This is a genomic window from Elizabethkingia miricola (assembly GCF_001675285.1).
In the GTDB taxonomy this organism is placed as follows: domain Bacteria; phylum Bacteroidota; class Bacteroidia; order Flavobacteriales; family Weeksellaceae; genus Elizabethkingia; species Elizabethkingia miricola.
Window position 1 is genome coordinate 501,365 of the sequence record NZ_LSGQ01000003.1, and the last position, 23,396, is coordinate 524,760.

At 37.4% G+C, this 23,396-nt stretch carries 27 protein-coding genes; 11 read left to right on the forward strand and 16 right to left on the reverse strand.

The window, feature by feature from the left end:
* Position 1 precedes the first annotated feature (1 nt).
* The 15 genes from nuoL to ATE49_RS05270 all read right to left on the reverse strand — a co-directional run bounded on the left by nuoL (position 2) and on the right by ATE49_RS05270 (position 12,517).
* A complete protein-coding gene (gene nuoL / locus ATE49_RS05205) occupies positions 2–1,900 on the reverse strand; it encodes an NADH-quinone oxidoreductase subunit L (RefSeq protein ID WP_065081429.1) in 1,899 nt (632 codons plus the stop codon).
* A gap of 6 nt (positions 1,901–1,906) precedes the next feature.
* Positions 1,907–2,239: an NADH-quinone oxidoreductase subunit NuoK gene (gene nuoK, locus ATE49_RS05210; RefSeq protein ID WP_009087746.1), complete on the reverse strand. Its 333-nt coding sequence runs from the start codon at positions 2,237–2,239 to the stop codon at positions 1,907–1,909.
* A 1-nt stretch (position 2,240) separates the two neighbouring features.
* On the reverse strand, positions 2,241–2,735 hold the full coding sequence (locus tag ATE49_RS05215) for an NADH-quinone oxidoreductase subunit J family protein (RefSeq protein WP_034868780.1): 495 nt from the start codon (positions 2,733–2,735) through the stop codon (positions 2,241–2,243).
* Positions 2,735–3,274: a NuoI/complex I 23 kDa subunit family protein gene (locus ATE49_RS05220; RefSeq protein ID WP_034868781.1), complete on the reverse strand. Its 540-nt coding sequence runs from the start codon at positions 3,272–3,274 to the stop codon at positions 2,735–2,737. Before ATE49_RS05220 ends, ATE49_RS05215 begins: the two co-directional genes overlap by 1 nt.
* 121 nt (positions 3,275–3,395) lie before the next feature.
* Positions 3,396–4,427, reverse strand: a complete 1,032-nt coding sequence (gene nuoH, locus ATE49_RS05225) for an NADH-quinone oxidoreductase subunit NuoH (RefSeq protein ID WP_034868783.1) — start codon at positions 4,425–4,427, stop codon at positions 3,396–3,398.
* A 3-nt stretch (positions 4,428–4,430) separates the two neighbouring features.
* On the reverse strand, positions 4,431–5,429 hold the full coding sequence (locus ATE49_RS05230) for a 2Fe-2S iron-sulfur cluster-binding protein (protein WP_021348915.1): 999 nt from the start codon (positions 5,427–5,429) through the stop codon (positions 4,431–4,433).
* 41 nt (positions 5,430–5,470) lie between these two features.
* A complete protein-coding gene (locus tag ATE49_RS05235; protein WP_065081308.1) occupies positions 5,471–6,319 on the reverse strand; it encodes a hypothetical protein in 849 nt (282 codons plus the stop codon).
* A gap of 18 nt (positions 6,320–6,337) precedes the next feature.
* Complete coding sequence (gene nuoF / locus ATE49_RS05240) at positions 6,338–7,696, reverse strand: NADH-quinone oxidoreductase subunit NuoF (RefSeq protein WP_034868786.1); 1,359 nt, start codon at positions 7,694–7,696, stop codon at positions 6,338–6,340.
* A 10-nt stretch (positions 7,697–7,706) separates the two neighbouring features.
* Positions 7,707–8,216: an NADH-quinone oxidoreductase subunit NuoE family protein gene (locus ATE49_RS05245; protein WP_034868788.1), complete on the reverse strand. Its 510-nt coding sequence runs from the start codon at positions 8,214–8,216 to the stop codon at positions 7,707–7,709.
* 94 nt (positions 8,217–8,310) lie between these two features.
* The gene (locus ATE49_RS05250) at positions 8,311–9,534 is read right to left on the reverse strand and encodes an NADH-quinone oxidoreductase subunit D (protein WP_059154209.1); all 1,224 of its coding nucleotides are present in this window, start codon (positions 9,532–9,534) and stop codon (positions 8,311–8,313) included.
* A gap of 75 nt (positions 9,535–9,609) precedes the next feature.
* Positions 9,610–10,110, reverse strand: a complete 501-nt coding sequence (locus ATE49_RS05255; RefSeq protein WP_059154208.1) for an NADH-quinone oxidoreductase subunit C — start codon at positions 10,108–10,110, stop codon at positions 9,610–9,612.
* A gap of 4 nt (positions 10,111–10,114) precedes the next feature.
* Positions 10,115–10,663 (reverse strand): NADH-quinone oxidoreductase subunit B, encoded by a 549-nt coding sequence (locus tag ATE49_RS05260; RefSeq protein WP_009087725.1) that lies wholly within the window; start codon positions 10,661–10,663, stop codon positions 10,115–10,117.
* A gap of 36 nt (positions 10,664–10,699) precedes the next feature.
* Positions 10,700–11,065 (reverse strand): NADH-quinone oxidoreductase subunit A, encoded by a 366-nt coding sequence (locus ATE49_RS05265; protein WP_009087723.1) that lies wholly within the window; start codon positions 11,063–11,065, stop codon positions 10,700–10,702.
* A gap of 118 nt (positions 11,066–11,183) precedes the next feature.
* Complete coding sequence (locus tag ATE49_RS19980; protein WP_009087720.1) at positions 11,184–11,366, reverse strand: hypothetical protein; 183 nt, start codon at positions 11,364–11,366, stop codon at positions 11,184–11,186.
* 26 nt (positions 11,367–11,392) lie between these two features.
* Complete coding sequence (locus ATE49_RS05270; RefSeq protein WP_065081309.1) at positions 11,393–12,517, reverse strand: GNAT family N-acetyltransferase; 1,125 nt, start codon at positions 12,515–12,517, stop codon at positions 11,393–11,395.
* A 105-nt stretch (positions 12,518–12,622) separates the two neighbouring features.
* Here ATE49_RS05270 and ATE49_RS05275 point away from each other — a divergent pair, with 105 nt between their 5' ends.
* The 11 genes from ATE49_RS05275 to ATE49_RS05325 all read left to right on the forward strand — a co-directional run bounded on the left by ATE49_RS05275 (position 12,623) and on the right by ATE49_RS05325 (position 21,171).
* Positions 12,623–13,312 (forward strand): zinc metallopeptidase, encoded by a 690-nt coding sequence (locus tag ATE49_RS05275; protein ID WP_065081310.1) that lies wholly within the window; start codon positions 12,623–12,625, stop codon positions 13,310–13,312.
* 196 nt (positions 13,313–13,508) lie between these two features.
* The gene (locus ATE49_RS05280) at positions 13,509–13,907 is read left to right on the forward strand and encodes a hypothetical protein (protein ID WP_065081311.1); all 399 of its coding nucleotides are present in this window, start codon (positions 13,509–13,511) and stop codon (positions 13,905–13,907) included.
* Positions 13,908–13,953: 46 nt separating this feature from the next.
* Entirely contained in the window at positions 13,954–15,021 is a 1,068-nt protein-coding gene (atpB, locus tag ATE49_RS05285; protein WP_065081312.1) for a F0F1 ATP synthase subunit A, read from the forward strand.
* A gap of 54 nt (positions 15,022–15,075) precedes the next feature.
* Positions 15,076–15,285, forward strand: a complete 210-nt coding sequence (gene atpE / locus ATE49_RS05290) for an ATP synthase F0 subunit C (RefSeq protein ID WP_009087709.1) — start codon at positions 15,076–15,078, stop codon at positions 15,283–15,285.
* A gap of 88 nt (positions 15,286–15,373) precedes the next feature.
* Complete coding sequence (locus ATE49_RS05295) at positions 15,374–15,868, forward strand: F0F1 ATP synthase subunit B (RefSeq protein ID WP_059154203.1); 495 nt, start codon at positions 15,374–15,376, stop codon at positions 15,866–15,868.
* 1 nt (position 15,869) lies between these two features.
* Positions 15,870–16,409: an ATP synthase F1 subunit delta gene (gene atpH, locus ATE49_RS05300; RefSeq protein WP_059154202.1), complete on the forward strand. Its 540-nt coding sequence runs from the start codon at positions 15,870–15,872 to the stop codon at positions 16,407–16,409.
* Positions 16,410–16,424: 15 nt separating this feature from the next.
* Positions 16,425–18,002 carry a F0F1 ATP synthase subunit alpha gene (atpA, locus tag ATE49_RS05305; protein ID WP_059154201.1) on the forward strand — a complete coding sequence of 526 codons (1,578 nt, stop codon included), beginning with the start codon at positions 16,425–16,427 and terminating at the stop codon, positions 18,000–18,002.
* 78 nt (positions 18,003–18,080) lie between these two features.
* Complete coding sequence (gene atpG / locus ATE49_RS05310) at positions 18,081–18,953, forward strand: ATP synthase F1 subunit gamma (RefSeq protein ID WP_059343729.1); 873 nt, start codon at positions 18,081–18,083, stop codon at positions 18,951–18,953.
* Positions 18,954–19,018: 65 nt separating this feature from the next.
* A complete protein-coding gene (locus ATE49_RS05315; RefSeq protein ID WP_034868809.1) occupies positions 19,019–19,429 on the forward strand; it encodes a GNAT family N-acetyltransferase in 411 nt (136 codons plus the stop codon).
* 94 nt (positions 19,430–19,523) lie between these two features.
* Positions 19,524–20,882 carry a hemolysin family protein gene (locus ATE49_RS05320; RefSeq protein ID WP_065081313.1) on the forward strand — a complete coding sequence of 453 codons (1,359 nt, stop codon included), beginning with the start codon at positions 19,524–19,526 and terminating at the stop codon, positions 20,880–20,882.
* Positions 20,863–21,171 (forward strand): ATP-dependent Clp protease adaptor ClpS, encoded by a 309-nt coding sequence (locus ATE49_RS05325; RefSeq protein ID WP_034868812.1) that lies wholly within the window; start codon positions 20,863–20,865, stop codon positions 21,169–21,171. The genes ATE49_RS05320 and ATE49_RS05325 overlap by 20 nt, the downstream gene beginning before the upstream one ends.
* Positions 21,172–21,211: 40 nt before the next feature.
* Here ATE49_RS05325 and ATE49_RS05330 read toward each other — a convergent pair whose 3' ends face one another.
* On the reverse strand, positions 21,212–23,395 hold the full coding sequence (locus ATE49_RS05330; RefSeq protein WP_065081314.1) for a glycosyl hydrolase family 95 catalytic domain-containing protein: 2,184 nt from the start codon (positions 23,393–23,395) through the stop codon (positions 21,212–21,214).
* Between the last annotated feature and the right edge of the window lies 1 nt (position 23,396).

Here is a 23,396-nt window from a genome sequence, read left to right on the forward strand (position 1 = left end):
CTTATGAATTCAATAAAAAGTTAACAATTAATATAATCCCTACTGCCAATGACATAATCAGCACATAAGTTTCTACATTTCCATTCTGAAGGCGCTTGAAAGATTTTCCAGAATCTTCAGCTCCGTTTGCAACAAAGTTTACAATACGATCGAGTACAGCTTTATCAAACATTGATGCTGCTTTACCCATTCCTTCAATAGGCTTTACAATCATTGCATTATAAATCTCATCAATTTTTAACTTCTGAGCAGAAAGTCTTTCCCATCCAACATATTTGCTGTCTGGTAATGCCATTTTCTTTTTGTTTACATAAATATTTCTTACAATAAACCATACAATAAAGAACATGGCAACAGTAATGGCTAATAAAATCCATTCTGTAGCTACGCTTACTTCCGGTAATTCGATCGGAGAGATGATTACTTTGTTCAGCCAGTGTGCCAGTTTCTGAGAATGGTCATGGGAAACAAAGTGCGGAAGGTTGAAGAAACCACCAACAACTGAAAGAATAGCCAGTACAATTAGCGGTAAAGTCATATTCAGCGGACTTTCATGTAAATGATGTTCTTGTTCTTTTGATCCTCTGAACTCTCCAAAGAAAGTAAGGTATAAAAGACGGAACATATAGATCGCAGTCATGGCAGCACTTACAAAAGTAAAGAACCATACTACTGGGTTTTTAGCAAATGCAGTTACAAGGATTTCATCTTTAGAAATCATACCCGATAAGAAAGGGAAACCTGTAATAGCAAGGGTGCCGATAAGGAATGTCCAGTAGGTTACCGGAATTTTCTTTCTCAGTCCACCCATATGTCTCATATCCTGCTCTCCGCTCATGGCATGGATTACAGAACCTGATCCTAAGAATAATAAAGCTTTGAAGAAAGCGTGTGTCATCAAGTGGAACATTGCTGTTGTATAAGATCCGGCACCTAAAGCGATGAACATAAAACCTAACTGAGATACAGTAGAGTATGCCAATACTTTTTTGATGTCGTTCTGTCTTAGCGCAATGAACGATGCAACTAAAGAAGTTGCTAAACCGATGTACATAATGAACTCCATTGTACTAGGCGCTAACGTATATAAGAAGTTAGAGCGTACAACCAAGTAGATACCAGCTGTAACCATCGTTGCAGCATGGATTAGTGCAGATACCGGTGTTGGACCTGCCATTGCATCCGGTAACCATGTGAATAAAGGAATCTGTGCAGATTTACCCATTGCCCCAATGAACAGAGATACAGTGATAAAAAGAATAATACCACCATTGTATTCAAACTTAGAAGCATTCTGAGCAACTGTCAGATAATCGATTGCGTTAAGCTGGTAAGCGATAGCGAAGATACCGATTAGTAAACCAAGGTCACCAATACGGTTCATAATGAAAGCCTTTCTTGCAGCTTTTCCATATTCTACGTTATCATACCAGAAACCGATTAGTAAGTAAGAACAAACTCCAACACCTTCCCATCCTATGAAAAGGATTAGGTAGTTACTTCCCATTACTAATAAAAGCATGGAGAAGATAAACAGGTTAAGGTAAGTAAAGAATTTGTAGAAACCTGCATCATGGCTCATATAGCCGATAGAGTACAGGTGTATTAAAGAACCAATTCCGGTGATGATTAATACCATCATCAGTGACAACTGGTCTATTTGTAATGAAAAATTAATTGGAACTCCGTCAATCTGAAACCACTTGAACAAACGTACAATAGTAACAGAAGAGTCCGCAGTGTAATCGGAGAAAATTGAAGCAGCAAGAACGAACGAAACAAAAACAACAAGAGTTGCTAGTCCACCCACTACTACTTTAGGCAAATGCTTTCCGAATAAGCCGTTAATCAGAAATCCTATTAACGGTAAAATAAGTATAGCTATAATCAAATTATCCATCAGCAATTATCCTTTTAATTTGTTAAATACACTTACATCCACAGAACGGGTGTTTCTGTACATCATTGTTAAGATTGCCAATCCTACAGCAACTTCGGCTGCAGCAACCACCATGATGAAGAATACCAGTACCTGAGCATGCCCATCTCCTTTGTATGCTGAAAAAGCAGCTAACAGTAGGTTTACAGAGTTCAGCATTAGCTCAACACATCCAAGAATAATAATCGCATTTTTACGGATTAATACTCCTAAAACACCTAAACTGAACAACAGACTGCATAGAATAATATAATGTTCTATCGGAACAGCCTGTAACATCGAATTAGTTACTTCTCCCATTTTATATATCTTTTTTACCGATTAATACTGCACTGATAATTGCGGTAAGAATTAATACACTCGCAAGCTCAAATGGCAATACATACTCGTTAAACAATAATTTCCCTAGGTTTTTGGTAAGACCTACACCATTGTCGGAAACAGCTACTTTAGCAGTTCCCTGGATGCCTCTGTAGGCTCCTAATAATCCTGTTAATAATATTCCTGCGGAAATAATCCCGATGAATTTCATATAGTTTTTCTTGCTGGATTCGTCTTTTGCGTTCAGATTCAGCATCATCAGAATGTATAAGAAAAGCACCATGATAGCACCTGCATATACAATGATCTGTACGATTCCTAAAAACTGAGCATTCAGCAAAATGTACATTCCTGCAATAGAGAAGAATGTAATAACAAGAGATAAGATGCTATATAACGGATTTCTTGCAAAAACCATATAAACAGCGCTGGCTAACGCTAACAGTGCTACAAAATAAAAAATATACTGCTCCATTATTCCGGTTGGTTATAAGATTTCTTTTGACGATCAGAGATATCGATACGGTTGTTCATATCTTCTACCAGTTTGTCCTTTCCATATACAAAAGAACCTCTGTTAGTTTCTACATCTACCAATCTGTCTGTTAAATAAATTGCTGATTTTGGACATGCATCTTCACACAACCCACAGAAAATACATCTCAGCATATTGATTTCGTATACTGAAGCATATTTTTCCTCGCGGTATAGATGCTTTTCCTCTTTTGTTCTTTCTGCAGCAGTCATTGTAATGGCTTCTGCAGGGCAAGCTACAGCACAAAGACCGCAGGCCGTACAACGTTCTCTACCTTCATCGTCTCTTTTCAGGACATGCTGACCACGCCATACTTTTGCAAAAATCCTTCTTTCCTCAGGATAGCTGAAAGTATTATTTTTCTGGAAAGCGTGCTTCAGCGTAATCCCCATACCTTTGAAAATGGCAGGCAGATAACTTCTTTCGGCTAAAGTCATCTCTTTATTGGAGACTACTTTTGATCTGTTCGTTAGTTTCATCTTATTGTAATTATCAGATGTCGGAGGTTAGTTTTCAGAGTTCAGAGCTTAGCCTTCTTTCTTCCAATTTGTCTCCTTCACCACTAATTCAAAATTTAATAATTCAAAATCCAAAATTGTTTTATACAAACAATAATATTGCACCAGTTACCAATAAGTTAATTAGCGCTAACGGGATGAAAGATTTCCATCCTAAGTGCATTAACTGGTCGTAACGGAATCTTGGTAAAGTCCATCTTATCCACATAAAAATGAATACGAATAAGAAAGCTTTTGCTAAGAAGGCTACGATACTGATAATTCCGGCAGCATTTTCTCCCCAGTTTTCACCAACCCACTGAATTCCCGGATAGTTGTAACCACCAAAGAAAAGGGTAGTGATAAGTGCTGAAGAAATAAACATATTAACATATTCCGCAAAAAGGAATAATCCAAATTTCATAGAAGAGTACTCCGTGTGGAATCCGTTTACAAGTTCAGATTCACATTCTGCTAAGTCAAAAGGTGCACGGTTACATTCTGCAAGAGAGCAAACAAAGAAAATAATGAATGCTACAGGCTGAAGAACGATATTCCACTTCATACCACCCCATCCGGCTTGGTTTTCTGTAATAACACGAAGATCCAGAGATCCGTTCATTAATACAATAGAAAGAAGTGAAAGACCCATTGCCAATTCGTAAGAAATCATCTGTGAAGATGCTCTTACTGCAGAGATCAATGAAAACTTGTTATTGGAAGCCCATCCACCAATCATAATTGCATAAACACTGGTAGAAGCCATACCGATAAGGAAAAGAACTCCAACATCGATATTTGCTACCTGTACAGGTAAAGATTCACCACCAATGTTTAATGATTTCCCCCAAGGGATAACAGCTCCTGTAATCAGGGATATAAACATCAGAAGACCTGGTGCCAGGATGAATAAAAATTTCTCGGCATTTTTAGGCATAAACTCTTCCTTGAAGAAAAGCTTACCACCATCTGCCAATGGCTGCAAAAGACCAAATGGTCCTGCACGGTTAGGCCCGATTCTGTCCTGCATAATAGCAGCAACTTTACGCTCTGCCCATGTTGAGTAAGCAGCAACTGCGATGCATAACACAAACAGAATAACGATAAGTATTGTTGTAAAAAGAATATTTGTCATGGTCTATTTTTCGTGTTTGCTATCTATTTCTATTACGGTCTCAGAATCAATGCGCTTATATGAATTTTGCAGTGTTCCGTACTTGTTTGTTGAAATTACAGAATGACGGTCGATATGTCTAGGTCCTTCTATAGTCCAGTCCTTCGTATCTTTTCTTTCGAAACGACAGTCGTTACAGATAAATTCTTCTACTTCTCCGTAGATATCTTTTCTTGCTGTAACACGAAGAATTTCGTCTCCTTTCATCCAAAGAACAGCTTTTCCGCTACATTTCTCACACTTACAAGTTGCATTTACCGGTTTGGTGTACCATACACGGCTTGCAAAACGGAATGTTCTGTCTGTTAATGCTCCTACAGGACATACATCGATAACGTTTCCGATAAAATCATTGTCCAAAGCTTTGTTCAGGTAAGTAGAGATCTCAGCATGGTCTCCTCTGAACAGGATTCCGTGTTCTCTTTCCGGAGTTAACTGATCTGCTAACAGAACACAACGTGCACAAAGGATGCAACGGTTCATATTCAGCTTTATATATGGGCCGATATCGTCGGCATCAAACGTTCTTCTTTCGAACTCAGTACGAGTTTCCTGAAGACCATTTTCGTAACTTAAATCCTGTAAATGACATTCTCCTGCCTGATCACAGATAGGGCAGTCTAATGGGTGATTTACCAATAAAAATTCGGTTACAGCATGTCTTGCTTCCTGTGTTTTAGGAGATTCAAGATTCTTAACTTCCATACCATCCATTACAGTTGTACGGCAGCTTGCTACCAGCTTAGGCATCGGTCTTGGATCTGCTTCAGAACCTTTAGATACCTCTACAAGACAAGTTCTGCAACGTCCACCACTCTTTTCCAGTTTGCTGTAATAGCACATTGCTGGCGGGACAGACTTTCCTCCGATTTGTCTGGCTGCTTCCAAAATAGTAGTGCCCGGAGCAACCTCAGTTGTTTGTCCGTCGATGGTTATTTTGAATTTTTTTATTTCTTCGCTCATATTATATGCTTTAAGCTATATGCATGAAGCAATAGGCTTTGTTATTTATTCTTCTTTGTATTAAATGTATAACCAATTCCGGCAAGAACCTGTCCGAAAACAAAATCCTGTTGAGCCTTGTCTGGCTTATTATTTAATGTTGTCTTAATATCCCACATGTTGATATAACCGGCTTTTCCTTCTAAACGAAGCATCCAGTGCTTAGCAAAAACAAGGTTGATACTCGCTCTGGCATCTGTACCTATACCTGCCACATGGAAACGGTCACTTCTCTCATTTCCGAATAGCTTCACATTACTTTTCGGGAACATGAAACCTGCTCCAACTCCGTAAGACCATACAATATCCCAGTTTTTGCTGGTACTGATCTTTTGGTATTTCTCAATACCCAAGTTTTCATAGTTAAGACCATCTGTATGTTCGAAAGTCAGGAATTGTTCGTCCTGTAAATTTACTTGTCCGTTTTGTACCATTCCTGCATATTTCGGATCGGAAATGTGTCCGGAGAAATTTACAGTCTGGTTTTGGTCCATCACATACTTCATGTGATCAATTCCTAAAACAATCGCTAAATTGTCTTTAATAAAATAACCTGCTCTGAAATTATACTGTACTACAGTAAACCATCCCGGGTTAAAATAAACGATTCCGAATTTAGTTGGTCTATCCTGTGCTGATACATTGCTCAGCTGGAAGTTATAACCATTTCCTGAAAAACGGATATCGGAATTACTAAAAGCAGCTCTGTTCCATCCAAAGAAGACAAACATTTGTCCTTTCTTCGTTAGGGGAGTAGGCTTTTCTACAATACCAGTATTGCTGTCAAGACTTTGGGCAAAACCCAAACTTGTTCCTAAAAATAGTACTGCAAGCGCAAAAAACTTCTTCATTATCTTTCTAGCAATTTATTAATTTGTAACAGCTGGAGCTGGTAACGGATCAGCATAATGTGCCAGCCCGTAGTTTTGGGTTAAACAAAGTTCAGGATTCTTCACATGCCATTCGAATTCATCTCTGAAGTGGCGAATAGCTGCTGCAACAGGCCAAGCTGCTGCATCTCCTAACGGACAAATAGTGTTCCCTTCAATCTTACGTTGGATATCCCAAAGCAGATCAATGTCTTCCATTGTTCCTTTTCCGCTGTCAATTTTCTTTAATATTCTGTACATCCAGCCAGTTCCTTCACGGCAAGGTGTACATTGTCCACAACTTTCGTGATTATAGAATCTTGCTAATGTAAGGGTATGTTTTACAACGCACTGATCTTCATCCAATACGATAAAACCACCAGACCCCATCATTGTTCCTGTTGCAAAACCTCCGTCAGCTAAACTCTCGTAATTCATATAACGAGGTTCACCGTTGATGGTTTTCAATAAAAGATTTGCCGGAACAATTGGAACTGATGATCCTCCAGGAATACAAGCCTTAAGTCTTTTTCCATTTGGAATACCACCACAGTATTCATCAGAGTAAATAAATTCTTCTACTGTAATAGTCATATCAATTTCGTAAACACCAGGTTTGTTGATATTACCACATGCAGAAATTAGTTTTGTACCTGTAGAACGGCCAACACCAATTTTAGAATATTCTGCTCCGCTGATATTGATAATTGGAACGATTGCTGCGATAGATTCCACATTGTTCACCACAGTTGGTCTTTCCCATAGACCTTTTACAGCCGGGAATGGTGGTTTCAAACGAGGATTTCCACGCTTACCTTCAAGAGATTCAAGAAGAGCAGTCTCTTCTCCACAGATATAAGCACCTGCACCTCTTTGTACGTAGATTTCTAAATCGTAACCTGTTCCTAAAATATTTTTACCTAAGAATCCTTCTTTTTTAGCCTCTTCAATTGCCTCTTCAAGAATATCAGGAATCCATGAATATTCTCCACGGATATAGATATAAGAAGCATTGGAACCTAAACAGAAAGATGAAATAATCATCCCCTCGATAAGTAGGTGAGGGAGGAATTCCATTAAATAACGGTCTTTGAAAGTTCCCGGTTCAGATTCATCAGCATTTACAACTAAGTGTCTGGGAACACCATCTGGCTTAGCCAGGAAGCTCCACTTCATCCCTGTAGGGAAACCTGCTCCACCACGACCTCTAAGTCCGGAAGCTTTTACTTCCTCCAGAATTTCGTCCGGTGTCATTTTTAAGGCTTTTTCTACTGCATCGTAACCACCTTGCTTTCTGTAGGTGTCGAAGTAGCGGATACCTTCTATATGAGCGTCTTTAAGTAAAAGTTTTTTACTCATTTTATTATTTTTAATCTAAGGCAACAGCTCCCTGACGGCAAAGTTCAAGAATTTCGTCTACCTTTTCTTTTGTTAAATTTTCATGATAAAATTTCCCTAACTGCATCATTGGCGCATAACCACAAGCCCCCAGACATTCTGCCGGCTTTAAGGTAAACAGACCATCTTCGGTTGTTTCTCCGTCCTTTATGTTCAGTGTTGTACGGATATGATCTAATATATCATCACTTCCTTTCAACATACAAGGACCTGTTCTGCATACTTCCAGTACAAATTTACCAACAGGTTTCATGTTGAACATCGTATAGAAAGTAGCTACTTCATAAACCTCGATTGGTCTTATGTTAAGCAGCTCTGCAACGTAATCCATTACCGGTACATCCAGCCAGCCGCCAAACTCTTTTTGTGCAACATGCAGCAAAGGAATAAGAGCTGATTTTTGTCTGCCCTCCGGATATCTTGCGATAATTTTATTTACCTGTTCTATAACTTCAGGTTTAAAAGCAATTGTTTCGCTCATTTTTGAAATTTTAGATTTTAGATTTTAAATTCTGAAATGAATCCAGTAGTCTAAAAATCAATTTATAATTTATAATTCAAAATTTATAATTCGTCTATGCATCCAATTCTCCTGCAATTACATTAAGGCTACTTAATGTTACAACTGCGTCAGAAATTAAAGAGCCACGTATCATTTCAGGATATGCCTGGTAATAAATGAAACATGGTCTTCTAAAGTGTAATCTGTAAGGTGTACGGCCTCCGTCGCTAATCATATAGAAACCAAGTTCTCCGTTTCCACCCTCTACACTGTGGTATACTTCTCCTACAGGAATATCCTGCTCACCCATAACAATTTTGAAGTGATAGATAAGAGCTTCCATCTTGGTGTACACATCTGCCTTTTCTGGTAAATAGAAATCTGGTACATCTGCGTGGTAAGATCCCTGAGGAAGATTTTCATAAGCGTTTTTAATAAGCTTATAACTTTCCATAATTTCAGTCTGACGAACCATGAATCTGTCGTATGTGTCTCCGGCAGTACCAATTGGTACGATGAAGTCGAAGTCGTCATATGAAGAGTATGGTTGTGCCACTCTTACATCATAGTCAACACCGGCAGCACGTAAGTTTGGTCCTGTGAAGCTGTAGCTTAATGCTCTTTCTGCACTAATTGCTCCTGTACCAATAGTACGGTCCATGAAAATTCTGTTTCTTTCCATCAGGCTTTGGTATTCACCAAATTTCTTAGGGAAAGTTTTAAGGAAATCTCTTAGCAGTTCATGGAATTTTGGACTGAAGTCTCTTTCGAAACCTCCAATTCTTCCCATGTTAGTTGTCATTCTGGCACCGCAGATCTGCTCGTATATATCATAAATTTGTTCACGTACCTGGAACAAATAAGTAAATCCTGTTAAAGCACCGGTATCTACACCAATAACACCATTACATACCATGTGGTCTGCAATTCTGGAAAGTTCCATCATGATAATACGCATATAGTCTACACGCTTAGGAACTTCACAGCCGATTAATTTCTCAACTGTCATATGCCATCCGAAGTTGTTGATCGGAGCAGAGCAGTAATTTAATCTGTCTGTTAAAGTTGTGATCTGGCCATAAGGTCTTCTTTCAGCAATTTTTTCAAAAGCTCTGTGGATATAGCCAACAGTCTGCTCTGAATGAAGAATTCTTTCTCCATCCATAGTCAGTACATTTTGGAAAATACCGTGTGTTGCCGGGTGGGTTGGTCCCAGGTTTAGCGTATAAAGCTGTTGGTCGATTTGCTCTTTCGACTCGTATTGGCTAAGTATATTTGATAAATTGTTATCTTTCATTTCGCTATAATTGATGGGCGATAATCGATAATTGATTTTTGGATCAGCAATCAATCATCATTAATCATTTATAAATTATCTTCCGAACATTGAATCGTTCTTGTCTGTACGTGTTCCGTCTTCAAGGCGATATTCTTTCAGCATAGGGTGATAACCCAGATCTTCCATGTTTAGAATAGGACGCATATCCGGATGTCCTTTAAAGTCTATTCCATAGAAATCAAAAGTTTCTCTTTCCATCCAGTTGGCTCCGGAATAAAGATCACTGATAGTTTCTATAGCAGCACTTTCTCTTGGCATGAAAGTTTTCAGTCTCAATCTGAAGTTATTTACCAAACTGTGTAAGTGGTAAACTACTCCTAATTCTTTTTCCGGATTATCCGGGTAATGAACTCCACAGATATCGGTAAGGAATATAAATTCGTATGAAGATTCTTTAAGATAGTGGATAACCTTTTTAGTCTCTTCTTTCTTTAGCTCGATTGTCAGAAGCCCGTAAGGTTCTGATGAGTTTAGAACAGCTTCAGGAAACTCTCTTGAAATGGCTTCAAGTACTAATTCATTTGTTAGTTCCATGGGCTTATTTAATGTTATAAGATTCTAATAGTTCTTTGTACTCCGGAAGATCACGTCTTCTAAGGCTTTCGCTTTTAGCAATTGCCTGAACCTGCATAAAACCTTCCAAGATCTGTTCAGGTCTTGGAGGACATCCAGGAACGTAAACGTCTACAGGTATTACTTTGTCGATTCCCTGAAGAACAGAATAAGTATCGAATATTCCACCACTGGAAGCACAAGCACCTACAGCTACTACCCAACGAGGCTCTGCCATCTGGCTGTAAACTGTTTTTAAAATTGGAGCCAATTTTTTTGAAATGGTTCCGCATACTAATAATATGTCAGCCTGACGAGGAGAGAATACCATACGCTCACCACCAAAACGGGCAAGGTCATAAGTAGGATTCATCATCGCCATAAACTCGATTCCGCAACAAGATGTAGCAAACGGAAGCGGCCAAAGAGAATTTGCTCTGGCCATACCAATAAGGCTGTCTAGTTTCGTTGCAAAAAAACCTTCTCCGGCATGACCTGGAGGAGGAGTTTCTAATATTTTAACTTCTTTTGACATCTCTTTTTTGTTTTAATCTTCTGATTAAAAATTTAATTATTTATCCCAGTCCAATGCGCCTCTTTTCAATACATAGAAAAATGCAATGAAGAAGATCGCTACAAACGTTACAATGGCCATGAAGCCTTCCACACCAAACTCTCTGAAATTAACGGCATAAGGATAGAAGAATACTATTTCGATATCGAATAGTACGAAAAGGATTGCAGTAAGAAAATATTTTACAGAAAAAGGCGTTCTTGCATCACCTACAGACGTATAACCACTTTCAAAAGCTTGATCTTTTACTTCTCCTTTTACTTTAGGTCCCAATAAGCTGGATGCGATAATGGTAACTATCACAAACCCAAGTGCTACAGCAGCTTGTATTAATATTGGGATATAATTTTCTGGCAAGTTCATAATATCTTAATTACTAACTTGCAATAATACTAAAATTATAGGGAAAATTGAAATTACAAAGGCAATGTTTCTCGCTGAAAGCCAGTGGAAAAGGTAATTTAGAATGATTAAAAATAAATTACTTTTTACCTTTTAATCGCTTCAAAATCACAAAGGCAATGTATGCGATGTATAGGAATAAAAAACTGGAGAAAATAATGTTGATTAAATCATTGAGCTGATCGTCTTTTACACGGAAAAACTGATTGTAAGCAAAGAAAATAACAATAAGTATAGCGTATATGATGAGTTGCTTTTTCATGTCTTTTGTTTTGTGAAATTAATAGATTAAAATTCTTTGCTGTAGGTTCTTCTTCTTTTGTGATTTACAGGGCTGTAATCCTGCCATAGAAGCTGTATGTTTTTGTTCTCCTCAAGTTCGGGATTTGTTTCCAGAAACTTTACGCCTTTCTTCTTGAAAATTTCATAAATTTCTTTGAAGATAATAGCGGTTACTCCGCGGCGTTGATATTCCGGGTGTATACCTATCAGGTAGAAATTGGCACGATCATTTTTCTTACCTGCCTGTAAGAAATGCCACCATCCAAATGGGAAAAGCTTTCCGTTGGCTTTTTGTAAGGCTTTGGAATATGAAGGCATGGTGATGGCAAAAGAAATCAATTTGTCATTAGCATCTGTAATGCAGACGATGAAATCTTTATCTATGAAGCCAAAATATTTCTCCTTATATGTTTGAATCTGTTGCTGGGTAATAGGAGTGTAGGTAGACAGTCCTTTGTAGGTTTCGTCCAGAAGTTGGAACATGGGTTCTACTAAAGGAAGTATCTCTTTTTTATTGTTGAATTTCAGGACTTTTAGCTGGTATTTTTCTTTGATAATATCGTTGAACTTAATCACCTTTTCGCTCAATACTTCAGGGAAGGCTAGTTCAAATTCTACCCATTCTTTCTCTTTTACCAGTCCTAGCTGCTCCAGGTGCTGTGGGTAATAATCGAAGTTATAGATGCCGATCATAGTGGCCAGTTTGTCGAACCCCATTGTCAGCATTCCTGCTTTGTCCAGATTGGTGAAGCCCATAGGGCCTTCTATTTTGTTTATGTTGTGCTGTCTGGCATATTCTGTCGCTTTTTCTATAAGAGCCTTCGAGACATTAATGTCATCAATAAAATCTATCCATCCAAAGCGTACTTTGTGGATGTCCAGTTCCTGGCCTTCTTTGTGGTTAATCATTACGGCTATTCTGCCGACAACCTGATTGTTTTTATAAGCAAGATATAACTCGGCTTCGCTGTAAGCGAGTGCCGGGTTTTCTTTTGGATCCCATATTTGTTTCTCGTCATTTATTAATGCAGGAACATAATTAGGGTTGTTTTTGTATAGTGTCATCGGAAATTGAATAAAATCTGTAAGCATTTTATCATTAATGACTTTTTTAAGGGAGATTTCCGACATGTTTATTTTAATTTTCTGCAAATATAAAGAATTGCATTTTTTCACCTTGTTTTTGGCATGGTTTTTTCCTTCATAGGAAGTAAGATTTAGACAGAAATTACACAAATGCTTAGTTATTATTTTATATTATTAATCATATTTATAGCCAGCGTAATTGTGCAAAACAGGCTCAGATCAAAGTTTGATTATTATTCAAAACTGAGATTGCGCAATCATATGTCGGGCAAAGAAATTGCTGAAAAAATGCTGGCGGAGAATGGGATTCGGGATGTTGTTGTAACTTCAGTTCCCGGACAGCTGACGGATCACTATGATCCCACTAATAAAACAGTAAATTTATCAGAAGCGGTATACATGCAGAGGAATGCAGCAGCGGCAGCTGTAGCAGCTCATGAATGCGGGCATGCAATACAACATGCAGAGGGTTACTCCATGTTAAGGCTACGCTCCAAGCTGGTTCCTGTAGTGAATATTAGCTCCAGATTATTACAGTTTGTTTTATTTGCAGGGATTATTGTAATGGCTTCCAGTGGAAATAAAACATTGTTAGCACTGGGTGTTATACTATTTGCTGTAACAACGGTATTTGCATTCGTTACATTGCCGGTAGAGTATGACGCGAGTAACAGGGCTTTGAAATGGCTTGAAAGGAGCGGAACTGTAACTGTAGATGAGCAGGATGCTGCTCAGGATTCTTTAAAATGGGCAGCAAGAACTTATGTTGTTGCGGCTTTGGGGTCTCTGGCTCAGTTGCTGTACTTTGCTTCTATGCTTTCGGGCGGACGAAGAGATTAAAATCATATTTATCAATAAATAAAGAAAAAGACTGCTTCAAAAGAAGCAGTCTTTTTTTTGTTCTAAACCTAACAGGTTCTGAAAAGACTCTGGTATCTCTTTTTGAATTTTTGTAATTGAAAAGAGGAAATATGATTTTCTCCTGTCTTTTTTATCAGAATAGGAAGTTAAAAAATAAAATAGCATCTTTGCGGCTATGAAAAATAAGGTTTCGCAAAGCTTATTGTTATTTGTTTTGTTTTTAGTTTTTAGTGCAGCTGCTTTTGGTGTTAATTTTTTATTAATACAACAAGGCGTAGGTGTATCTTATAAACTGCATTTCCTGTTTTTCTTTCTTCATTTTCTTAGTTTGGCTAGTATTATAGGTGTTAGCCTTATTAAAAAAGAACTTATTGCTTATGTGTATGTAGCTTTTCTTATTGTGAAAATGGGTGGAGTTATATTTTTAGCATACAAGTTTCCGGAGATGAAGCAAAACCTGATGTTGTATTTTGGTTTTTACTGGTATTACCTGCTTGTGGAAACAGCTTTAGTTGTTGCTTTAATCAGAATACAGGATAAAAATCATAAAATAAATAAAACTGACACGCTTTGATATGTCATTTAAATCCTTATTTTTGCAAAAAATTTAGAATTCTGGTATGAATGTAAAGAAGATCCTTTATTTGCTTACGTTTTTAGTCGCAGGACTTGTATTTGCCTCTTCCACAGAGGGTCAGCAAAAGCCTGAGAAGTATAACCCTGTGCCAGATATTATGCACCATATCTCGGATTCCCACTCTTGGCATTTCTGGGGAGAAGGTGAAAAATCAGTAAGCCTTTCGCTTCCGATAATTTTGTTAGATAACGGACTGAAAGTCTTCTCTTCTTCAAAATTCGGTCATCATGAAGATGAAGTAGCTGAAGTAGATGGTAACTATTATAAGCTTTACCACAATAAAATTTATAAAACAGATGCTGCGGGTATGCTTAACATGCACGAAGAGCACCCTACAAATGAACAACCTCTGGATTTTTCAATCACAAAAGTTGTTGCGCAGATGTTATTAGCGGCAGTTATCCTTATATTGATTGCATTTGCAACAAGAGGAAGCTATAAAAAATCTCAGGTTCCTTCAGGAATTGCTAGATTTATTGAGCCACTTATTATTTTTGTACGTGATGAAATCGCTTTACAAAACATTGGTTCTGTTAAATATAAGAGATTTGTTCCTTATTTAGTAACGCTTTTCCTTTTCATCTGGTTGATGAATATCTTAGGATTACTTCCGGGATCAGCTAACGTAACGGGGAATATCGCTTTCACAATGGTAATGGCTGTTCTTACTTTCATTATCGTGAATGTTAACGGTAGAAAAACTTACTGGTCTCACATCTTTGACCCGTTAGGAAACAATATGCCATGGGCAGGTAAGCTATTAGTATATGTAATCCTTGTTCCTGTAGAGATCCTAGGTATGTTTACTAAGCCAATTGCATTAATGATTCGTCTTTTTGCTAACATGACAGCAGGACACATCGTAATCCTGAGTTTAGTATCATTAATCTTCATTATGCAGTCTTACGCTGTAGCTCCGGTATCAGTAGCATTAACATTGTTCATCAACGTACTGGAAGTATTAGTAGCAGCATTACAGGCTTACATCTTTACATTGTTAACAGCATTGTTTATCGGTATGGCAGTTGAAGAGCCGCACCACGCACACTAAGATTTTAGAAATAAGAAAATAAATTATAAAAACAACCATTTTAATTATAAAGTTATGACAGGTAGTATCGCAGCAATCGGAGCTGGATTAGCAGTTCTAGGAGTTGGATTAGGTATTGGTAAAATCGGTGGTCACGCAATGGACGCTATTGCAAGACAGCCAGAGCAATCAGGAAAAATCCAAACTGCAATGATTATCGCAGCAGCTCTTATCGAGGGTGCTGGTCTATTCGGTATCGTAGTAGCAATGCTAGGTAACGGATAAGAAAAATCTAGAAATTCTGTAAACGGTTGGTTTGCAGAATTTCTTTTACTTTTGAAAAATTAAACTGAATAGTATAAAAATATTATAAATGGATTTATTAACTCCTTCAATCGGTAACATATTCTGGACTACAGTAGTTTTCTTAATTTTAGTAATCTTACTAGGTAAGTTTGCATGGAAGCCAATTCTTTCTGCAATCAATACAAGAGAAACGAATATCGTAGATGCTCTTAACCAGGTTAAATTGGCGAAAGCTGAAATGGAAAACCTAAAAGCAGACAACGAAAGAATTATTCGTGAAGCTAAAATCGAAAGAGACGCTATCCTTAAAGAAGCAAGAGAGATTAAAGACAAAATCGTTGGTGAAGCTAAGGATGCTGCAAAAACTGAAGGTGATAAAATGATTGAGCAAGCAAGACAAACCATTAATGCTGAGAAAAATGCTGCTATGGCAGATATCAAATCTCAGATTGGTGAACTTTCTGTAAATATCGCTGAGTCTATCCTTAAGCAAAAGCTTGATAACAATGACGCTCAGAACCAATTAGTAGAAAATATTCTTAATAAATCTAACTTAAACTAATATGCGTATATCCAAGGTAGCAAAGAGATACGCAAAAGGTCTGTTAGACTTTACTCAGGAAACAGGAAACACAGCTTCTGTTTTTGCTGAGATGAAGGATGTTGTAAAAGTTTTAAATGCTTCTTCGGAGCTTAATAAATTTTTCGATAGCCCTTTTATCGAGGCTAAAAAGAAAATTAGTGTTACTGAACAGATTTTTGCACAGTTTTCTCAAACCAGCAGAAATATTATTGCATTAACTATCAAGCAAGGCAGAGAAAGCCAGCTTAAAGGTATTGCACAGGAATATATCAATAATGTGGAAGACCTGAATGGTGTACAAAGAATTTCTTTAGTTACAGCCACTCAACTTACACAACAAAATATCGAAGACATCCTGAAAGGATCTTCATTGGTAGACCACTCTAAAACTTTTGATATTGAAACAAGTATCAAACCAGAAATTCTGGGAGGTTATGTCCTAAGAGTAGGTGACCAGCAAGTAGACGCTTCTGTAAGAACGAAGCTATCTAACATTAGAAAAGAATTTGAACTTAACTAAGATAATCAGACCAAAATGGCAGAAATAAATCCGGCAGAAGTATCTGCAATCTTAAAACAACAATTGGCAAACTTTGATACTCAGAGTGATGTCCAGGAAGTAGGAACCGTACTTCAGATCGGTGACGGTATCGCACGTGTTTACGGGTTAGAAAACGTACAATATGGTGAGCTTGTAAGATTTGAAAGCGGTGTTGAAGGGATGGTACTTAACCTTGAAGAAGACAACGTAGGTGTAGCTCTTCTTGGACAATCTAAAGCAGTAAAAGAAGGTGATACTGTAAAAAGAACCAATACTATTGCTTCTATTAAAGTTGGTGAAGGTTTATTAGGTCGTGTAGTAGATACATTAGGTAACCCTATCGATGGTAAAGGTGCTGTTAACGGAGATCTATACGAAATGCCTTTGGAAAGAAAAGCTCCGGGAGTAATCTTCCGTCAGCCTGTAACCGAGCCTTTACAAACAGGTATCGTTGCAATTGACTCTATGATTCCTGTAGGTAGAGGACAGAGAGAGCTTATTATTGGTGACCGTCAGACAGGTAAAACTACTGTGGCTATCGATACTATTCTTAACCAAAAAGAATTTTATGACGCAGGTCAGCCTGTATATTGTATATATGTTGCTGTAGGGCAAAAAGCTTCTACTGTAGCACAAATTGTAAAAACTCTTGAAGATAAAGGAGCTATGGCTTATACGGTAATCGTTACAGCTAACGCTTCGGATCCAGTTCCAATGCAGGTATATGCACCATTGGCAGGAGCTTCAATTGGTGAGTACTTCAGAGACACTGGTCGTCCTGCATTAATCATTTATGATGACCTTTCTAAGCAAGCAGTAGCTTACCGTGAGCTTTCTCTACTTTTAAGAAGACCACCGGGCCGTGAAGCTTACCCAGGTGACGTATTCTACCTTCACTCAAGATTATTAGAAAGAGCTGCGAAAGTTATTGGTGACGATGAAATCGCTAAGCAAATGAACGACTTACCAGAGTCTTTAAAGCCTCTAGTAAAAGGTGGTGGTTCATTAACTGCTCTTCCAATTATCGAGACTCAGGCTGGTGACGTTTCTGCTTATATCCCGACTAACGTAATCTCTATTACAGACGGACAGATCTTCTTGGAAACTGACTTATTCAACTCTGGTGTACGTCCGGCTATCAACGTAGGTATTTCTGTATCTCGTGTAGGAGGTAACGCTCAGATCAAGTCTATGAAAAAAGTATCTGGTACACTAAAATTAGACCAGGCACAATATAAAGAACTAGAAGCGTTTGCTAAATTCGGTTCTGACCTTGATGCTGCTACTTTAGCAGTAATCTCTAAAGGGGAAAGAAACGTGGAAGTATTGAAGCAAGGTGTTAACTCTCCACTTCCTGTTGAAGAGCAGATCGCTATGATCTACGCTGGTACTGAAAACTTAATGAGAAAAGTACCTATCAACAAAGTAAAAGAGTTCTTAAGAGATTACGTAGATTTCTTAAAAGCTAAACATGCTGATACTTTAGCGGCTTTAAAAGCAGGTAAATACGACAATAACCTAACTTCTGTTCTGAAGCAGGTTGCTGACGATATCGCTGCAAAATACAACTAAAATTTAGTTGATGGTTTCTGGTTGACAGTTAATAGACTAGCAACCAGAAACCAATAACCAACAACTATATAAAAGAGAATGGCAAACTTAAAAGAAATACGAGGAAGGATTTCATCCATTTCATCTACAATGCAAATTACCAGTGCTATGAAAATGGTTTCGGCAGCGAAACTAAAGAAAGCACAGGATGCTATTGTGATGCTTCGCCCTTACTCCGAAAAACTTCAGGAAATAATAGAAAACGTTAGTTCTACACTAGATCAGGAAACGCTTTCGGTTTATGCACAACCAAGAGAGGTTAAAAGAATCCTGTTCATTGCAGTTACTTCCAACAGAGGTCTTGCAGGAGCTTTCAACTCTTCTGTTATCAAAGAAGTTAATGCTCAGTATCAGCAAAATTCAGCTTTTGAGGTTGAAGTGTTGACTATTGGTAAAAAAGCATTTGATGCTTTCAGAGCTTCTAAGAAAATCTATGATAACCACAGCGATCTTTACGATTCTTTAACTTTTGAAGGCGTAGCACATGTAGCTGAGGATATCATGAGAGATTTCCGTCAGGGAGTTTTTGATGAAGTATACCTGGTGTACAACAAATTCCTTAATGCGGCAACGCAGGAAGTACAGACAGAAAAGCTTCTTCCTATTACAATGCCTGAAAAGAAAGAAGCTGAGAAGAGTGCAATCGAAACCGATTATATCTTCGAACCAAACCGTACCGAAATTCTGGAAACCTTAATTCCTAAATCTATCAAGACTCAGGTTTATAAAGCGATCCTTGATTCAGTAGCTTCTGAGCATGGTGCAAGGATGACTGCAATGCACAAAGCAACAGATAATGCACAGGCATTGAAGAATGACCTGGTTATCTTCTACAACAAAGCACGTCAGGCTGCAATTACCAACGAGATCTTGGAAATTGTATCCGGAGCAGAAGCTTTGAAAAACAGCTAGAAAAGTTCAACAAAATAATTAAAAGCGCTTATCCTTTGGGTAAGCGCTTTTTTGTATTTTTATATATGCTTATTCAAATTGTTGAAAAGAAAGATAAAGACTATTCCGCAATACAAGGAATTTATAATACAGTACGGAATGAAATGCCTTTTCTTTCTGAAATATCGGACTTTAAAAATGCGTTGACTGGTGAAGTAGTTTACGAAGCCATTGCAGATGAAGAAACGATAGCTTTTATATCCTTTTGGGAGCCGGATAATTTTATTCATTATTTATTTGTTAACCCTTTATATCAAAGTAAAGGAATAGGCTTACAATTGATTACCTATCTTTCAGAAATATATGGGAAACCATTGGGGCTAAAATGTTTGTTGGAGAATGCTGATGCAGTCCGTTTCTATAAAAAAAATGGTTTTCATGAAAAATATCGCGGAACATCTGCTGAAGGCGAATATATTTACTTTGAACTCCAATAATAATAAAAAGTTAACACAGGAAGTACAGGAATTAAAAATGCGTATTAAAAAATAATACATATCTTTGCATTTGATTATATTATTAACAAATTAAATGGACCCCGATAGTTTTGTCAAACTTCTTATTGCCCTTTTCCTAGTATTACTTAATGGCTTCTTCGTAGCCGCCGAATTTTCAATCGTAAAAGTAAGATATTCACAAATCCAAATAAAAGCTGCAGAAGGCAATGCACTTGCTAAGAAAGCAGAATACATTATTAAGCATCTAGATGCATACCTTTCCGCTACACAGTTAGGGATTACCCTTGCCAGCCTTGCTTTAGGTTGGGTCGGTGAAAGCGCATTACATCATGTTTTCGAAGATCTGTTTCACCGCTTTGGTTTTGCTGTTGCAGACTCTACCATTACTACTGTTTCTGTAGTATGTAGTTTTCTGATCATTACAATTATGCACATTGTATTTGGTGAATTAGTTCCTAAATCTATTGCAATACGTAAATCGGAATCCACAACTTTCTTTGTGGCTTACCCGATGATTTTATTCTATAATGTTTTCAAGCCATTTATCTGGTTAATGAATTCTATTTCCAACGCATTTTTAAGACTGATTAAAATTCATCCGGCTTCTGAAAATGAAATTCACTCTACAGAAGAATTACAGCTTTTGGTAAAACAGAGTGCTGATAGCGGGGAAATTGAAGAAGAGAACTACGAGATCATTAAGAATGCATTTGACTTTACAGATCATAGTGCAAAACAAATTATGGTACCACGCCAGAATATTTTTTCTATCAACATTAATGATGATAAAAAGGATATTGTGGAGAAAATGTTGGAAAGTGGTTACTCCAGAATACCTGTATATGATGGATCTATAGATAATGTTATCGGTATTTTTTATACCAAGGAATTTATCCGTGAATACATTAAGAATTTTGATGAATGGAATGAGTTTGATATAAGAACACTTTTACATGAACCAACATTTGTTGTAGGAAGTAAGAAAATATCAGACCTTATGAAGGTTTTCCAAACGAAGAAACAGCATTTGGCTATCGTTATCGATGAGTTTGGAGGTACAGAAGGTATTATTTCCCTTGAAGATATCCTTGAAGAACTTGTAGGAGAAATTCAGGATGAGGAAGATGAAGAAGAGAAAATTGTAGAAAAAGTAGGCGAGAATGTTTACTGGGTACAAGCTTCTCAGCCACTGGAGGAAATAAATGAACACCTTCCCGTAGATCTACCTGAAAACCCGGAACAATATAATACGCTGGCTGGTTTTATTTTACATGAGCTTAGTGATATTCCTGAAGAGAATCAGGAATTTGACCTCAACGGCTACCATTTTAAAATTCTTAAAATGCAGAATCGCGGTGTAGAGCTGGTGGAAATGATATATTTGGAACCCGTAATTGAAGAAAGACTTGCAGATGAAATGGGAGAAGCTTAATTCGCAGAATTATGACAGCCCAAAACGAGAGTACGAAGAAGAAGTACTGGTTTTGGATCAGACGGATGATGTATATAAACTTGTTCTGCATAATGATGATGTCAATACTTTTGACTTTGTTATCGAATGCTTGATAGAGATTTGTAAACATACACCGGAACAGGCAGAACAATGTACTTTATTGGTACATTATAAAGGTAAATGTACCGTAAAGACAGGTGCGATGGATTTACTAAAGCCTATGCATCAGAAACTATTATCCAGAGGCTTGACTTCTGAGATTGTATAAAATAAAAAAGAAAGGCTTTCCCAACGGAAAGCCTTTCTTTTTAGTTTGCTTTTAAAGTCAATGTTTTTCCTTTCGGAATTTTATAAACATAGACAGAATTATTTTGTTGGATGAGATTACCAGATTCTGATGCTGTAAACGCCCCTTCAAAATTTGGTTTTATTTTTATTTGGCCGCCTTTTTCACTGTAAATACTTACTTCGGTATTTTTACCATTTTTTCTTATAGCTGAAATTAGAAATGCACCGCTGGCTCTAAGGTTTTTAAAAGATATATCTTTCCAATCTTCCGGTACTGCAGGAAATATACGGGTAACTCCGTTCCAGTGTTGCAGATAGAGCTCCTGAATACTCTGCATTCCTGCAAGAGGTGTTTCTATTACAGGACCGCTTTCTGCATATAACGTATTAGGTTTTACAAATTTTTGAATAAATGTTTTCATAATATCCCGGGATTCATTTCCCTGTCCCATCATCGCTTTCATAGAGGCATGTCCTGTCAACGAATATCCCTGCAAAGCTTCTGGCTTGCTTTGCCATGTATTAATGGATTTTCCAATGATATTATGATTTTCTGTCTGATCCCAATTGATTTCATAAAAAGGATATATCATCAACAGATGCGAATAATGACGATGAGATTCGGAATAAGGTACATCCTGGGCGATCATATAACCTCCTTCATTCGTTGGGAAAGGAATAAGATTTTGTAATATATCCTGCCACTGAGGGTAGAGCTTATCTTTTCTTCCTTTTTTATTATCCATTTCAATAAGAGTTTTTAATCCCCAGCGAAGTATAGAAAGATCGTAATTTGTATTGAAGGCATATCCTTTAGAATATTCAGGTGAATAGGTTTTAGCCTCCAGTTGGTATTTTCCTTCCTTGTTTTTTCCGAGAAGATGGATATAATAATTAATACTTTTCTTTAGCAAGTTGAAAACTTTATTACCCAATACTTCATCTCTGGTTACATCATAATGTTGGTAATAATAATATAAAAGCCACGTAAGATTTCCTGTCTCGGCTTCGGAATTGGTAATGGATGCATTACTGCCTTTTACAACTTTAACAGGAGCATACATATCTGACCCTGCACTCCGGCCCAGTGCTATGGAATTATATTGATACTCATTAGGCGCATTTTTTATCAGATTGTTGTAATTGTTATTGATTGCTTTAATCAAAGATTCTGCAAGCTCCAGATGATTAGCCGTATAAAGAGGAGAGTATGTAAGCTGCATATTGAGGTTGTACCAATATCCCGGCCATGGTGTTTTATCGGTCCATGGACCCTGCAAATCTATTGCCGGTTTATCCGCTCTGGTTGCTGAAGCCAGCTTATAAAGCTGATAATTGTAGAAATCCTGCAGCTCCTGATCTGGAATGTTGAAAGATGATTTGTTATAATACTGATGCCACCAGTTCTGATGATGTTTTATTTTAGAAATAAGTTTGCCCCATTCAAAGGCGGCTAATCTCTTTTTAGCATTTGCCTCAGCCTCATTATTATTGATCTGATAATCGGTAGCAATTAATATATACTTCAGATTATTCAATTTCTTTTCTGTGTACGCCACACTATAGCCACCACCGGCTAGCATAGGTTGATAACTGGTAATTATATTATTGTGATTGGTTATTCTTACGGTTGGATTGGGTAAGTAGTTTTCGGGCTGTTTTGCGTGAGAGAAATTTCTTCTAGGGCTTTCAGACTTTTCAGGAACCCAGATAATTTCATATTTGTTTTTATAATTCTGATCATCAATCTGGAGTAAGATGTAATCTTCTTCGGAGAAGGTAATAGCTTTAATTCGGATACTCCCAGAATTGGTTTTTAGTTCTGCAGAGCTCTCAGCATTGTATAAATCGATTTTGCCTTCTGGATCTGTAATATTGTCCGAAAGCTTTACTTCGAAGTATCCTAACGGAAGGCGAGGCCTTTCAAACAGGTTGTCTTCACCATTACGGTGGTCATATATATCCGTTCTTCCAATGGTAATTTTGCATGAGGAAGCATCTTTCAGATAAGTCATTGTTCCCAACAAACCGTTTCCGGTAAATATCCCCTGGTAAATAGTCTTACCTAGAGAAATAGTTTTATGTTCACCAGTATTCCGGATACTTTGAATGAATAGTTCCTTTGGAGAATTGTTATTTGTGGTCTGGCTGTTATAGGTTGTAATGAAGCATAAAAATAAGATGAGTTTTAAACATTTGATCATG